Genomic DNA, 15,811 nt, shown 5'->3' with positions numbered 1-15,811 from the left:
GGGGACAGAAACCGTCAAAGCCTGCCGGAATTACGCCTCGTCCAGAACCAGCAGGCGCTGACCGGCACTGACCTGCTCACCCTGCTGGCGATTCAGTGAGTCCACTGTACCGGCAACCGGTGCAGCCACTTCTATTTCCATTTTCATGGATTCCAGTATCACCACAGGCTGCCCCTCTGCCACTGTATCTCCGGGTTTAACCAGGGTTTTCCAGATACTTCCGGCCACATGGCTTTCTACCGCTGTTTGATGATTTTCAAGGCTATCTTCAACCTCATCTTCACCCGTCAGGGCCTGGTCAGTTTCAAAATTAATCTGCCCGGTTTCAATCCAGCGCTGCAGCTCGTCATCAAACGCCTTTTCCCGCTGACGGGTGAAAGCTTCTATGGATTCACGGTTCTCCTGCAGAAACTCTTGATAGTTACTCAGGTTAAAGGTGCTCTGCTCAATCTTCAGAGGATATTGCCCACGGGGAAATGCCTTCCTGATTGTTTGCAGCTCTTCCGCGCTGACTTCATAGAAGCGAATCTGGTCAAAGAAGCGCAGCAGCCATGGTTGCTCAAATTCTGCCGTTTTCCGGTAACGGTTCCACATCTGCAGGGTTCGCCCAACAAACTGGTAACCGCCCGGCCCCTCCATTCCATATACACATAGATATGAACCACCAATACCAACAGAGTTTTCAGCCGTCCAGGTACGGGCAGGATTATATTTTGTAGTCACCAGACGGTGTCTTGGATCAAGGGGCGTTGCAACAGGCGCGCCAAGGTAAACATCTCCCAGCCCCATCACCAGATAACTGGCATCAAAGACGGTTTTCTTAACCTCTTCAACAGACTCCAGGCCGTTAATACGCCGAATAAATTCCAGGTTACTCGGGCACCAGGGAGCATTAGAGCGAACAGACTGCATATACTTTTCAATGGCCTGACGACATGCGTCGTCATCCCAGGACAGGGGTATATGAACAATACGGGAGGGAACTTCCTGTTTCTCACTATCCGCCAGTTCACGTTCCCCCTGGGCAAGAACCTCAAGAAGTTCATTAATAGATATTATCAGACTGTCGTAGTGTACCTGCAGGGAACGAATGCCCGGTGTCAGCTCACGAATGCCATTGAGACTTTGTTTCTGCAACCAGAGCATAAGGGCATAAACACGAAAACGCAGGGTAATATCCAGCTCCAGCGGGCCATATTCCACCAGCAGATACTTATCCCCCGATGGCCGGTACACCACCTGCACACCGTTTTCCTGTTCACTGATGGTTTTCAAAATCGGGCTGGTACTACCGGAAATTTCCGGCAGCTGAATATTGCCTTTCAGGTTTTCCAGAAGTTGGTTCTGCTGCTTTTCCAGTTCAACCGCTGCTTCCAGAGACACAGGTAAAAAGCGGACTTTATCTCCCGCTTTTAACTGTCCGATCTTCCAGCGTTCAGCGGCCACAATAGTCACAGGGCAGACAAAGCCACCAAGGGACGGTCCATCCACCCCCAGAATCACCGGCATATCCCCGGTAAAGTCTACGGTACCTACGGCATAAGCGTTATCGTGGATATTTGAAGGATGCATACCCGCTTCGCCACCGTCGGAGCGTGCCCATTCCGGCCTGGGACCAATCAGGCGAACACCGGTACGGCTGGAGTTGTAGTGAACCTCCCACTCTGCCTCAAAGAAGGTTTCAATATCTTTTTCAGTAAAGAAATCCGGCGCACCGTGGGGGCCACAGGTCACATGAATATCCCAGATATTGCTGATAGCCGGACGCAGGGAATCGGGCAGGCTTGTTATGGTTGAAGCAGAATCTTCCCCGAAGAATCTAAGGACATCACCGGTACGCAAAGCCCGCCCCCCATGCCCACCAAACTGCCCCAGTGTAAAGGTAGATTTCGAACCCAAATAATCCGGGCAATCCAGACCATCAGCAATTAACAGATAACTGCGGGCACCGGCCTGGCCAGCCTTACCGATTTTCAGTGTACTGCCGGCAGATATTTCAATGGTTTCCCAGAAAGGAACTCCTGCTCCATTGAGGGTGACATCCATGGGAGCACCGGCGAGCACCACACGAGCACCGCCGTTAAATTTCAGGGTTGGGCCGTTGAAGGTAATCTCCAATCCTGCCGCCTCTTCCCGGTTGCCCAGCAAACGGTTACCCAGTCGGAAAGACCAGTTGTCAAAAGGGCCGGAAGGCGGTACGCCAATATCCCAGTAGCCGGTACGACCGGGATAATCCTGCACCGTGCTCATGGTACCGCCGGACAATACCTCAATGGTGCTCGCCCGATATGGAAAATTGCACAGTGTTCTGGTGGTTGTTTTCCCTTGAGCAAATACATCACTGCCAAGAATACTTTTCACGTAAGCGACATTGGTTTCTATTCCATAGAGTTCAGTATTATCCAATGCTGCGGAAAGCTGGCTGATTGCCTGCTCACGATTCTCAGCTGTAACAATAACCTTGGCCAGCATAGGATCGAAGAAAGGAGAGACTTCTACTCCGGATTCCACCCAGTGATCTATACGCAGCCCATCACCCTGTTCCGGAAAATCAACATAACTGAGCAAACCGGCAGAAGGCTGAAAATCTTTGCCGGGGTCTTCCGCATAAAGCCGCACCTGAACAGAGTGGCCGGATGGCTTTAAACCCTCTTTCAGAACATTCAAATCACCCAGCTCACCGGCACCGTGACGTACCATCCACTCCACCAGATCCACACCCCAGACCTGCTCGGTTACCCCATGTTCAACCTGCAGGCGGGTATTGACCTCAAGAAAATAAAACGCTGAAGTTTGCTGGTCATAAATAAATTCAACGGTACCGGCATTGCGATAACTGGTTTGGGCCACCAGCCGAACAGCGACATTCTGCAACTTTGCACGAACCTGTTCAGAAAGCCCGGGAGCCGGAGTTTCCTCAATAACCTTCTGATTGCGCCGCTGGCTGGAACAGTCCCGCTCTCCAAAGGCAATGGCATTACCCTGGCCGTCGCCAAATACCTGGACTTCAATATGCCGGGCCTGTTCAACAAATTTCTCCAGAAACACACCACTGTTGGAAAAGTTATTGCCCGCCAGCCGTCGTACGGAATCCCAGGCAGAACGTAACTCGTCTTCGCTGTAACAGAGCTGCATACCTATACCGCCACCACCGGCGGTGGATTTCAGCATAACCGGATAACCAATGGTTCCGGCTTGCTGGCAGGCTTCATTACAGGATTCCAGCAGCCCTGTGCCCGGCAATAATGGAACACTGGTCTTTTCCGCCAGTTCACGGGCGGTATGTTTTAATCCGAAAGCCCGTATCTGGTCCGGCGCTGGCCCCAGAAAGACCACACCTTCCCTCTCGCAGCGTTCAACAAATTCAGGATTTTCGCTCAGAAAACCATAACCGGGATGAACAGCTTCCGCACCACTTTGGCGGATAATCTCAAACAACTTGTCCTGGTTAAGATAAGTATCCTGTGCAGCACCTTCACCGAGTGACCAGGATTCGTCTGCCTGACTGATATGAAGAGAGTCTGCATCTGCTTCGGAATAAACGACAACGGATTGAATTCCCATTTTGCGAAGGGTGCGGATAATGCGAGTAGCTATGGCACCACGGTTGGCAATCAGAATCTTTTTAAACATGTTTTGTTGTTTATTCTGTGGGCAGGTCGTCCAGCCCTTGTTCTTTATCAGTCAGAGGTCGTCCACTGACCGTTTTCAGATCAAGCAAAAGGGATATATTTGCCGCGCTGCAGGGCTGTCCTGCCCTGAAGCGCTCTCAGCCCATCCATGGGCTTTGCAAACATATCCCTTTCACTCGATTTTTCTGGCATCGATAACAAACATCAATCCCAGATCAAAACCTCAACAGGCGTCGGGTTATAGGCATTACAGGGATTATTAAGTTGAGGGCAGTTGGAGATTAAAGCGATTACATCCATCTCCGCTTTCAGCTCCACATACTTACCGGAACCACTGATACCATCCTCAAAGGTCAGGCCACCATCGGGAGTCACCGGCACATTCATAAAGAAATTAATGTTATGGGTAATATCCCGCTTGGTCATGCCGAACTGCTCATTCTCCGCCACGGCAAGCAGCCAGGAATCCCGACAGGCATGCATACACTTCTTTTCCAGCGCATAACGCACAGTATTGGATTCCGCCGCGCAAGCACCGCCCAGAGTATCGTGGCGGCCACAGGTATCGGCAATAATCTCCAGCAGCACATTCCCTTCAGTGGACATCAATTTTGAGCCGGCGGTCAGGTAAACATTAGACTGCTCACGCACAGTATCAATGGCACTGTAACGCTCGGTCGGATCCCAGGTATTGTAAAACAGAGTATCCGCCGCCTGATTACCTTCCAGATCAAGGATGCGCAGGGTCTGGCCTTTGCCAACCATATGCATCCAGTAATCACCGGCCGGAATCATCTTGCGGTAACTGGCATTATCAGGGTTTAACAGACTCTCTTTTATCATGCTTTTTTTAATCACAAGCAATTACCCTGAAGATGGAACAGTTCATTGTTTTTAAAGCCACGCAGATTTTCCGGACAGCTGTTTTTGCACTCATCATCCTCGGCCACAGGAGCAGCTTTCAGAATTTGATAAGTTACCGGCTTACGGGGGTATTCTTCAGCAGGATTTAACGGATGCGGGCAGGTGTGGAACAGCACCAGAGTATCCATCTCAAAGCGTAGATCGACAGAATCACCCGGGCGGGAATAGTTTTCCTGATAACGCAGATTACCCTTATCATCCGGAGCAATTTTGCTGAACCAGTTAACATTGGCGGCCATATCCTTTTTGCCCAGCCCGTATTTGGCCAGTTCCACCAGAAAACTGCCGGTACCATTTTGATTACGGTCGTTATGGTAATTCTGATAAGTCTTCCGCCCCCATTTTTCCTCAACCAGATCACGGGAAGCATTGCCACATACGGTGTCATGCCAGCCCAGGCTGTCTGAGGTGATTGAGCAGAAGATTCGCCCCATATCCGAATACAGACAGTGGCCCTGGGCCAACTTGAATGTGTGCTGACACTTCAAAGTATCGGGGGCGTTATAGCGTTCCAGCAGATTAACGGGGTTGTAAAACAACATCCCTACATTCGCGCCGCCGTCAATATCTGTCAGGCGCAGAACATGACCGCGTTTCATGGTCAAAGACCAATGTGATGCTGGTGGGATCGTGTCTTCGTAAAGAGATTGTTCCGAGGTTCGGAATTTTGAACGTTGTTTTTCTGGGCGGCCTTCCATAAATACTCCGGGCTATTCACCAAAATGTTACACAGGCAGAAACCATGGACGCTTGTCGTGATCTCCCGGGCTTTTATCCCTCCGTGTAACCTTCGAAGCCTTAAGGCAGAAAAGGTCGATAACTCTCGGACCAGTCGCTGGCAGTCAATATCCCCAGCCGGAACCCTAGTTATCTATTGTGTAAAGACTGTTGTCCATTCACCAGAACGGCTTAAGCCATTCAGGCTACTGCGTCTTCTACCTCTGTTGTGTTCTTGTCTGTACTGTTCTTGTCTGTCCTGTCGTCAGACATCGCTGGCTTAACAGTTTTTTGATTCAGTTGTGGTAATTTCTGGTATGCGGCTTCTTCTGCACGGGCAGGTTCTGCACTGGCAGGTTCTGAAGATGCATGACCAGAGGTCGCTCTTTTTAACGGCAGGTCATAGGTTATCATGGCACCGGTATTGGCTTCACTCTTATGGCTGCTTGTCACCTTATCCACAACCATGAGCCGGGTACCAAGACGGAAACCTTCCTGAATATCGTGGGTCACCATAAATACGGTTACACCGGTCTGTTCACAGAGTTCCAGCAGCAGATCCTGCATCTCCCGGCGAATACCTGGGTCAAGAGCAGCAAAAGGCTCATCCAGCAGCAGGATTTCAGGTTCCATCACCAGAGACTGGGCAATCGCCAGGCGCTGACGCATTCCTCCCGAAAGAGCCGTTGGATACTTATCCATGGCATGCCCCAGCCCAACAGACTTCAGCATATCTTCCGCCTGCTGAACGACTTGCACTTTCGCCTTACCAAACAGACGCCCCAGCCAACGGCTCTGTTGCAGCTCCAGACCAAATACAACGTTATCCCTCACAGTCAGATGGGGAAATACTGAGTACTGCTGGAACACAATGCCACGCTTCGGTGAAGGCTCCTGCTCAAGGAGTTCGCCATTCAGAAGAATATTTCCCCGACTCGGCTGTTCTGATCCCAGCAACATCCTTAACAGCGTTGATTTACCGCAGCCGGACGCGCCAACTATTGTGACAAAGTCGCCTTTGTTTACGGTAAAGTTGAGCCGTTCCAGTACCACCTGCCCGTCGTATTCCTGCCAGACATTCTGAAACTGCAACATCAGCGTACCTCCTGTTCAGCGTGATACCAGGGGAACAGTCTGCGGGATAATTGCTTCAGGGAAGCATCCATCACATAGGCCAGCAGGGTGATCCAGGCCACATAGGGCAGAATAATATCCATAGAAAGATAACGGCGAACAAGAAAGATTCGGTAACCCAGGCCTTCCGTTGAAGCGATGGCCTCCGCCGCTATCAGGAACAACCAGGCTGCTCCCATAGATAGCCTCACCGCATCAATCAAACGGGGCATCAGCTGAGGTATAACCACCCTCACCAGGGTTAGCCAGGTGCCGGCACCAAGTGTCTGGGCTTTGACAATCTGCTCATGGGGAAAAGACTGGGTTCTCTGCTGCAGATCACGAACGATAAACGGCGCGACCCCAAACACAATAAGGGCAACCTTTGAAACTTCACCAATTCCGAGAAGAATAAACAAAATGGGTAACAGCGCCAGGGGCGGCACCATTGAGAGCACCGTAATCAGAGGTGACATTTTGGCGCGAAACAGAGGGATCAGCCCGGTCAGGCTGCCAAACACCAACCCGATCAAAGCACTGATGCCTACGCCATAACCCAAGCGTTCCATGCTGGCCAGAGTATCCTGCCAGAACACATATTCACCGGTTCGGCGACTTGGCTCAAAGGCAAGACGAGTCATGGCATCAGCCATAGTCGACAAACCCGGCAGGAGTTTATCCGCCGGGTTCTCTTCCAGCCGTGCTGACGACGCCAGAATATAAACGACAAGTATCGCCAGAAACGGAATCAGCCCGAGAGCCACCCCTAAAGGGCGGCCCGGGCTGATATTCATAATACGTCGCACTATATACAATCCACCATATAAGCTTACAGCTTGCCTTCTGCCGCCATGGTCATGTAATCAGCGTTGAAACGCAGCTTGACGTTGTTCTTGTTGCCAACGATGACGTTGCCGGGGAATTCCATACCCACAAAACCAGCGTCCTGGGCGCCTTCACCCAGCAGCCCCTTGTCAAAGGAGAACTGGCTTACATTCTTCATGGTTTCCACCAACTCTTTGCTGCTGGTGAACCTGGCGGCTTCAGCGGCACTGTAGAACATCTTTGTGGAATCCAGCTGGCTGTTGTAACCGGCCAGGTCAGTACCAGAAGCCGTCGCCATCTGTTCCAGAGCAGCTTTGTTCCTGGCTTCCATCAGGCCCATGATTTCATACCAGGCGCCAACCAGAGCCTTACCCAGCTTGGGGTTGGCCTCCAGAGTCTTGGTATTTACGATCAGGGTATCTACGATTTCACCGGGAATCATGCTGGAGTCGAACACCCTGGTGCTGTTCGCTGCGGAGCTGACTTCACTCAGCTGGGGGTTCCAGGTAGCAACAGCGGTCACTTCCGGAGTGCTGTAGGCAGCAACGATATCTGCATCAGAAGTGTTGACCACGGTCAGATCTCTTTCACTCATACCAACCGAATCAAGGGCACGGGCCAGCAGGTAATGGGAAACGGACAATTCAACCAGGTTCACTTTCTGGCCTTTCAGGGCTTCCAGCTTATCAGCGCCTTTCAGAACCAGACCATCGTTACCATTGGAAAAGTCACCAACGATAAGAGCCGTGGAATCAATACCACCTGCAGCGGGAATAGTCAGGGCATCAACATTAGCCATGGTGCAGGCATCAAACTCACCGGCTGTGTACATGTTCATTGATTCAACATAGTCGTTGATCTGAACGACATCGATATCAATGCCGTATTTCTCCCCCCACTTTTTCACGATGCCGCTTTCATCACCGTAACTCCAGGGCATCCAGCCGACGTAGATAGACCAGCACACTTTAAAACTGTCTTTTTCCATAGCCTTCGCCTGAGCGGACTGGGTCCAGGACAAAAGGGTCATACACACCACCAGCACGCCGAGAATGCGTGAGGCAAAAGGACTGTTATTATTCATTTGAAGCTCCTTCCTGTTACATCCCTGTCACCAGTATTATTAAATCCGGGTACAGGCTGATCTGATGACATAACCCCCTAAAAGGCGCTCATATCAATCATAAAGCTGCCAACCTTAGGTAATAATAATAACAGTTCAATCTCTATTTCCCACCGAATGAGAACCAGCGCACAAAATTGAAATGTTACATATTTACTACATATACCTTCTCGTTTATCTGTGAATAATAGCGCGCCTGAGAATACTGAAGCGATGGATAATAACTTCCATCGTCTCAAAATTTAACTTTGGCCAGCCCATTGTTAATCGAACACACTGTTAAACAAACATATGCAGATAATCAGGAAGTGAAGCGTCCACTGTAATATTGAATAGATAACTAGGGTTCCGGCCGGGATAATTATTCAGGTGTCTGGTCCGAGAGTTATCGACCTCACAGGTGTTGTATAGATGGCGAGGTTACACGGAGGGATAAAAGCCCGGGAGATCAAAGCACGCATGATGAGTGCTTAAACGGCCGTTTCGTCTGTCCAGAACGACTCTATACAATTATTTGGAGACAAGATGCTTATCAGAGCCTGTCAGGCATTCCTGCTGGTCTGTCTTACTGCAATTCTTGCCACCCTGGCCAGAGCCCAAGACTTATCCCCCAGACCACTGATCGATGCCATCAACACACCCGTTGGTGAAGTTGCCAGTAACAAGACCATCAAACTGCCCCTGATTACCTGGGGTGGAGATATGAACACCATTAATGCCAACGGTATCAGCCAAACCACCAAAAAAGGCAGCCCGTTTGATAAGGCCGGGCTGAAATTTGAGCTGGTGCGTCAGGATGATTTCAAACAGCAGCTCAGGGATTATATCTCCGGTAAAACCCCTTTCCTGCGCTGCACAGTCGGCATGTGTAACCAGGCCGTAGAACTGCTGAACCAGGACCCGCGCACTAAACCTGTGGTGATTTACCAGATGACCTGGTCCCAGGGTGGGGACGGCCTGGTGGCCAAACAGGGCATTATGAAAACCAGTCAGCTCAAGGGGAAAACCATCTCCCTGCAGGCTTATGGCCCCCACGTAGACTTTCTTACCACCATTCTGCAGAAAGAACGCCTGTCAATGGATGATGTCACCATCAACTGGCAGCCGGACCTGACTCTTTCCCCCGATTCCCCTCCTGAAGTCTTTATTCGGGATAATATAGACGCCGCCTTTATGGTATTGCCGGACGCCCTGGTACTGACCACCAACCGCACTGTTGGTACCGGCAACCGTGGTTCAGTAAAAGGCGCACGACTTATTACGTCTACCATGTTTGCCCGTCATATTATTGCTGACGTCTATGTGGTTCGCAGTGACTTCCTGAATAAAAACCGGGATATGGTCCAGCGTTTCGTCAATGCATTGATTCTAAGTCAAATGAATTTGATGGAAACCATGAGTCATCTCAGCCAGCCGGAAAGACTGGAGCTTCTGGAAACCTCCGCAGACATTCTGCTGGATGACAAAACCGCCATTGGCCCCATGGAAGACCTGTTCTGGGATGCCCGGTTCATCGACCGGGAAGGCAATATCAGTTTCCTGCAGGATGAAAACTACAAATATAACCTGAAGACCCTGAATACAAATATTCAGAAAGCCCTGAAGGGGCTTGGGCTGATTCGCACCAGCTACGAGCTGGCTGGCGAGCAGTGGGACTATAGAAACATGTAAGGCACTTTTCTATCTCGCCTGGCGGCCCTTCCTTTGAGCAATTCCACTCTATGTTGACAGTTCAAAGGAGGGACAGTTCAAAGGGAGGACCGCCAACAGCTCTCTATCAACACGCTGACTGCAAACAATCCGAAGGGAAGTAGACAGTCCCGCATCCTGATCCCGTTCAGCATCTGCCACTTTTGTTGCCGCATTCTGGTACATACCTGCTATATAGTTCAGGTTTTACCTCACCTATACGACTATTTGCCCATGAACTGTTTTGGCTCCCGGTCACCCAGTTTGTCTGTTGTTGTTTTGAGACTGACCACCTTGCTGCTGGTGTTCACATGCCCATATGGGTGGTGCGGAAAGAGTTTTCTGGAAAAGCAGCTGGAGGCGGGAGAATCCTGTCAGCAGGTTGTAAAAGATGCACGGAATTTTACCGATAAATATTTAACCGAGCGATTCCCTGATATATATCCCAGCTCCACGCAGTTCTGCACATATATTTCCGAATCTCTTATTCTTTACCTGCAGTATGGGCCTGAGGGAGTAAAGAATGGGTTGTTTAAATTTCCACGCAAGTACAAAAGCGTACCCATGGCCAACCCACCGGAGGAAGCGCGAACACCTGCGGAATTCTCTGACAGCATACTGGACTCTTACCCGGGCATTGATGTCATTATTAATGGTGCGATGGCCGATGTGTTTTCTCTGAAGAAAGCCGTGGCCAGCAGCTTTGAATTTTACCGGGTGCTCCCCCCGGAAATGGCCAGAGACTTCCCACTGCACGCTTTTCCGGTAGAAGACATGAATGGTAGATTCATTCCGGACTTTCTGACGGTTCAAAAAACCAACCAGCTGTTTCAGGCAATGGATTCCAACAGTTTTACCAGTATGAGGGTTCGGTCCGCAGACAAATCCTCATCCCACCGCTATGTTTGTGTCAAAGTCAACGATCAGGAATACCTGATCGCTGATAACCTTACCTTGACCCAGATAAAAATCAGGGAAGGAAAAAGTTTTTACAGCACTATGACCAGATACTTCAAAAAATACTCTCCCAACAAACCGATCTTCCAGGGCGATAATGATCTGGAGTACGAAATGATTAGCTTTAATTTTCCGGACATACCCGACAAAAATACCTGCACCCTCTGAAGCGCTTTACCAGCGATTGCAGACTCAGCGAACCTCCTCAGACATAGTGGTCAGCCGGTCACCAATTTCTTCTATAAGAAAATCGATAAATCCAGATTCTGCTAACAGCTATTTCCGCTAACAACTTTTGCTAACAACAAGGTTACTTCTGCTAACAGCAAGGTTACTGGCAGGAAACTTTGTGACCACAAGCCCGCTCTATTGACCCGTGAATCCACACAATCAGTGAACGGAATAAGGGACTGAACAATGACAAGATGGCAAAAAATTCAGGAAAGCCTGTTAGCGTCAGGGTTACTCCTGGGCTTGGGCCTGGCCAACGCGTCTGTGGAAATCAGCCCACGGTGCCTGCCCGCCAATGGGCCTGTGGGCAGCGAAGTGACCTGCACAACAAACACTGGAACACTCGTCTGGCGCGAAACAGCCTCAAATAGTCAAACGTTTTTTGATGCATTCGACACTGTTAATGACACACAGGCCCTGGGCAATCCTTCGCTTTACACTCTCAAACTGACAGCCGTTAACGGCACTCGATTTACCAGCACCGCCACAACCCTGCGGACCCCTCTGCCAGCCCATCAATTACTGTGCACCGACAATGGCATGGGCGTAAACGAACAGGCAGTGGCCATAGTCGGCGGCCTGCCTACAGCGCCGGCACTGAATCTGATCGGTGGGCAACCGAATCTCACACTGCATATCGCCTACCCGGATACAACCTCGCCCAGTGAATTTATGATCGGGGATACTCCCCTGCGCTACTACCAGGTGAACGTTACGCAACCTGCAACCCAGGGGGACAACAGCGGTGCAGGCAGTGGTGCGGGCAGCAATGGTAAAAGGACAGACCTTTTCCAGGTGGAGGGGTATTTCACCGGGACGACAGCTGACAATACAGTGATTATCCAGAACCCTCTGGTGCCGGGCAGCCAGCTGTTCTACAAGTACACCGAAACAGGCTGCGGCCCGAACACAGACCCGCACCTGTCAACCTGCGGCACCCTCACCCTGCCCGACAGTGAAGAAACAGCCACGCTGACGATCTCTTCACAACCTTCACAACAGCCCGCCACCTCATCCACCATGACGATGGCTCTGACCCGGACAGTGGACGACAGACCAGTAACCACCACAATGACCTTTCAAACCAATGCACCGTTTGGAACAATCATGCCGACATCTGCAACCACACCCATGCCCACAATCATCGGAGAAGAAAGGGATAACTCGGGTGTCATAGCCGGGGCTGTCGTCGGCAGCGTTCTTTCAGCTGTTCTGGTCTTTCTGACCGGCGGGATTATCATCACAGCCTGTTACCTGAAGCATAAGTCCACCACAGGGGCTGCAACCTTCGAAATGAAATGAACGGGCTGACATCACCGAATTGACAGCCACCAGGGAGATTAGTCGATGCTCACCTCTTGCTTTGAAAGGCTTCGACACCTCTGGTACAGAAATACTGAGCAACCATGGGTTGCTCAGAGGGGAACAGAAACACCCGTTCTAACGTCACCGTTAAAAAGAAATGGCTCAGAGACGTCCAAAGCTCAAGCAGTACCACTTAAGAAAAGAAAGCTGCAGCCGTGTTCCCCTGCTGTTCCCAACTGTTCCCCTGCTGTTCCCAAGAGAGGTGAACTGGACAGGCAGCTTCTGGAAATGCAGCTTCTGGAAATGCACTTGGGGCTAAAGGCGGAATGGATAGATTCCGTTGAGCTATTTCAGCGAATAGTCAAAAATCAATATCATCTGGACTGGCTGGAAAAAACAGAATTCACCGTATTGCAGCAGGTTTTGACACCTGAGTTCATGAAAAGCAAAAAAGTCATTCTCCGTCATCTGCCCAATAACTTTCCTCTGGATGTGGCTATGGCTGTTGAGTTGGTTGTCAACGCCCCTCGGACATATACCCGTCTTCCTGCATATTTGCAGAAAGATCCGATTCTGATTGAACACTGCTGTCGTCGCATACCCTATTTTGTACCGCTATACAGAAATCCATCAGAAGATGACTCTTTTGATTATGCCACTTTCCTGCAGGAGTACAGAGGGACAGTGCCTTTTAACCTCCCTGAAAGGTTCCGAAAAGAGGGGGTCATTCTTTCTTTTATTACCACATACCCTCATTTGTCTCAATATGCTAACCCTCGATGGCCCTCATTCGAGACCATCTGCTGTAGTGCTCTGGAAAGAAAGCCTACATGCCTGTTTGACATCCCCCAGGACAACTGGACTGACACTATGGTAGATGTTGCACTCAGTGCCGATGCCAACACCAGAATAGCGGATTACCTGCATGATTCAGCCCCCTCCAGGTGGCTGACTGAAGATCGCTGCCTGATGCTGCTGAGTAAGCATGGTGACAAAGCTTGTCAATTCATTCCAGAACAATTAATTAAAGAATCACCCCGTATTCAGGAAACCCTCAGTCAAACAGGGCTATCCATTCGATTTCTTGATGATACCGAGACACCAGAATTCCTGTGCAAACGCTATCTGCGCGCTTATCCAACCCGTATTCAAAACATCCCGAAAACGCTACTGCTGAAACATCGCAGCTGGTGTGAAAAAGCAGTCTTGCTAAAACCATACGTAATAGCCCATGTACCTCTAGAGCTAATGGATTATGAGATGTGCACACTGGCCTGCCAAAGGGGGGGGATGTTTGATGATGGCGCATTTTCAAGACTTCTTAACCACCCCGATGTGTTAAGGAAGGTCATGGCAAGATCCAATTTTTCACTGCCCTGCCTTATAGACACACTCGATAAAAGCAGTGGTATGGCGCTTTTTCAGGAGACCTGCCGCACATCCCCAGGCAATATTTCTGCCTGGTTAAATCGTGAAGATCTCTGGCCCCATGTTCCCAGGCTTGCCCTTCTGGCGGAAAAGCGAGATCGCCTGCAGGCTAGTGACAAGGATTTGCTCTTGAAAACAGGAGATACCTGTTATTTCGGGGAAGAGGCGGCTCCCATTCCGGTGAGTGAGGTATTGGCGGACTTCTGCTCACTGCACGCAGAATCTTTCTCCTCCGTTCCCAGAATGCTTAAAGATATTGTGCTGACCTGCCGCCCGTTTGCTTTGCGCAATACTGATACCGGCCGCCGTTTACAGGCCGCCATCCAGCAGCATTGCCAGAAAGCCCAGGTACAATTAAACGCAAACAGGGTGCCTGTTATGCAGAGCCTTCCGCCAGGCTGGGAGATTTATGGTGGTCGAACGATTCTCTATGAGAAAAACAGCCAGGATTCGGAAGGTCGGTGTTTCCGTATCAAATTTCTGCGTGCCAATGAACCCCTGGATGAATTTTTTGCGGAAGAGGCAACCCATAATTTTGTTCATGCCGAAGTGTGGGCCAGACAGCTGAAAAGCGAGCCACCCCGGTCAGAAGGTCTGGAGCTTTTGAAAACAACAGATTTGCCGGAAACCCTTCAGGCGCAGTTTTCTTCCGAGCTGGAGACACTGACACTTGGCGGGCAGACTTATTACCTGCTGTATACCTTTACAACCCGGGATAGACATTACAGCGATCTGGCTCATACTTTGCTGCCAGGAAAGTCTCTCCATGAACTGGATGACGTGCTGGTAAAAACCTGCGGTGACCTTGGCTTATGGGCCAGTGCCGGGGTTATCTTTCCATCAACAATTTACGCCTACCACCATGTAGGTTATGAAAACAGGGAACTTTTCCTGATTCACCTGTTTAACAAGGAACTTTCATTTACTGGAGCAATGGCTGGCTGGAACAGTATCGCCATAAACCAGTCCGACTGGGGCTGGACAGGGCTCCGGGACTGGGGTGATTCAAACATTTACCCTCATATCACCAGCTACCTGGATTCAGCAAGATCGGAATTTCACCCTCCCGGTTACGGGCAGCGATGCGCATTTCTCAATGGCCTGAGTGAATATAGTGTGGCCGCAGTTCTGCACTACTGTCGCGCCCACAGAGATGAACCTGATTACCATTACCGCAATCTTGACGCTGTTGAGAAACTTGGGGTTTTTGTTGAAAAAAGCCTGGACGCAATGCTTGGCCAGTTATTGGGCAATGCAGAATTTACGGTTGCGAGCTATTTCGAAACCCGGGAAAAGTTCCTTCTGTGGCGCAATAGAATGGCTCGGGAAACCCTTTACTGGACAGCAAAACAATCCCCCGACAGTGACTGCCTGATGCAACATGTCATTAACAATGTTCCCCCTCCCGAAGACATCTATGGTGAATGGTGCCCCATCGGCAAGGACTGGGAAGAATTCCAAACCAAGCATGGTCACTCAATGGGATGGAACAGCGGGGTTTTCGGGCTGGGTTACCTTATGCTTGGGCTGCATCTGATAGCCGGATGTGTTGCCAGAGACTTACAGCCTGCAGTACGAAATAATTGGCTTTAACTTTCCGAACATACCCCGCTGCGATTCCAGACGTTTTTCTCAACCTTCGCATAAACGCACCAGCATTGTGCATAAAAACGAAACGGTGCCGTGACACCGCGCACCAACACGAGACACTGGCTGCACTGGAATTATTTTCACCCATACCAGAAACAAACCAACCTATTGAAATAATTACACTTTTATATACTGGCACGATGACTGCTAATTCAGAGACAGGATGCCGAACAAAGAGCAGGAACGGTTAAAACGGCAATAACAAAAGGGATATTGC

The 15,811-nt window shown here is 50.1% G+C and carries 10 protein-coding genes and 2 riboswitches; of the genes, 4 read left to right on the top strand and 6 right to left on the bottom strand.

All coding sequences use genetic code 11. The features are described 5' to 3' along the window. Window positions 1-30 precede the first annotated feature (30 nt). The 6 genes from uca to ACY2RQ_RS07720 form a co-directional block, all read right to left on the bottom strand. Complete coding sequence (gene uca, locus ACY2RQ_RS07745; protein WP_490112388.1) at window positions 31-3,633, bottom strand: urea carboxylase; 3,603 nt, start codon at window positions 3,631-3,633, stop codon at window positions 31-33. Between the two features lie 203 nt (window positions 3,634-3,836). Next, window positions 3,837-4,475 (bottom strand): urea amidolyase associated protein UAAP2, encoded by a 639-nt coding sequence (locus ACY2RQ_RS07740; RefSeq protein WP_490112508.1) that lies wholly within the window; start codon window positions 4,473-4,475, stop codon window positions 3,837-3,839. A gap of 11 nt (window positions 4,476-4,486) precedes the next feature. Next, entirely contained in the window at window positions 4,487-5,254 is a 768-nt protein-coding gene (locus ACY2RQ_RS07735) for an urea amidolyase associated protein UAAP1 (RefSeq protein WP_490112387.1), read from the bottom strand. 60 nt (window positions 5,255-5,314) lie between these two features. After that, a riboswitch (guanidine-I (ykkC/yxkD leader) is annotated at window positions 5,315-5,434 on the bottom strand. Between the two features lie 40 nt (window positions 5,435-5,474). After that, window positions 5,475-6,368 carry an ABC transporter ATP-binding protein gene (locus ACY2RQ_RS07730; protein WP_490112386.1) on the bottom strand — a complete coding sequence of 298 codons (894 nt, stop codon included), beginning with the start codon at window positions 6,366-6,368 and terminating at the stop codon, window positions 5,475-5,477. Then, window positions 6,368-7,192 carry an ABC transporter permease gene (locus tag ACY2RQ_RS07725; RefSeq protein ID WP_490112385.1) on the bottom strand — a complete coding sequence of 275 codons (825 nt, stop codon included), beginning with the start codon at window positions 7,190-7,192 and terminating at the stop codon, window positions 6,368-6,370. Before ACY2RQ_RS07725 ends, ACY2RQ_RS07730 begins: the two co-directional genes overlap by 1 nt. 23 nt (window positions 7,193-7,215) lie before the next feature. Then, window positions 7,216-8,295 carry a putative urea ABC transporter substrate-binding protein gene (locus ACY2RQ_RS07720; protein ID WP_490112384.1) on the bottom strand — a complete coding sequence of 360 codons (1,080 nt, stop codon included), beginning with the start codon at window positions 8,293-8,295 and terminating at the stop codon, window positions 7,216-7,218. A gap of 368 nt (window positions 8,296-8,663) precedes the next feature. Next, window positions 8,664-8,783: riboswitch (guanidine-I (ykkC/yxkD leader) on the top strand. A 76-nt stretch (window positions 8,784-8,859) separates the two neighbouring features. Between ACY2RQ_RS07720 and ACY2RQ_RS07715 the strand changes: the two genes are divergently transcribed. From ACY2RQ_RS07715 to ACY2RQ_RS07700, 4 genes are all read left to right on the top strand, one after another. After that, a complete protein-coding gene (locus ACY2RQ_RS07715) occupies window positions 8,860-10,005 on the top strand; it encodes an ABC transporter substrate-binding protein (protein WP_490112383.1) in 1,146 nt (381 codons plus the stop codon). Between the two features lie 282 nt (window positions 10,006-10,287). Continuing rightward, entirely contained in the window at window positions 10,288-11,148 is an 861-nt protein-coding gene (locus tag ACY2RQ_RS07710; RefSeq protein WP_490112382.1) for a hypothetical protein, read from the top strand. A gap of 249 nt (window positions 11,149-11,397) precedes the next feature. Further along, on the top strand, window positions 11,398-12,513 hold the full coding sequence (locus ACY2RQ_RS07705) for a hypothetical protein (protein WP_490112381.1): 1,116 nt from the start codon (window positions 11,398-11,400) through the stop codon (window positions 12,511-12,513). Window positions 12,514-12,804: 291 nt separating this feature from the next. Further along, complete coding sequence (locus ACY2RQ_RS07700) at window positions 12,805-15,537, top strand: hypothetical protein (RefSeq protein ID WP_490112380.1); 2,733 nt, start codon at window positions 12,805-12,807, stop codon at window positions 15,535-15,537. Window positions 15,538-15,811 lie beyond the last annotated feature (274 nt).

Source organism: Parendozoicomonas sp. 209JJ7-1 (assembly GCF_058147085.1).
Note: the sequence above shows the minus strand (reverse complement) of the source record. Positions and strands in the feature narration are given on the sequence as shown.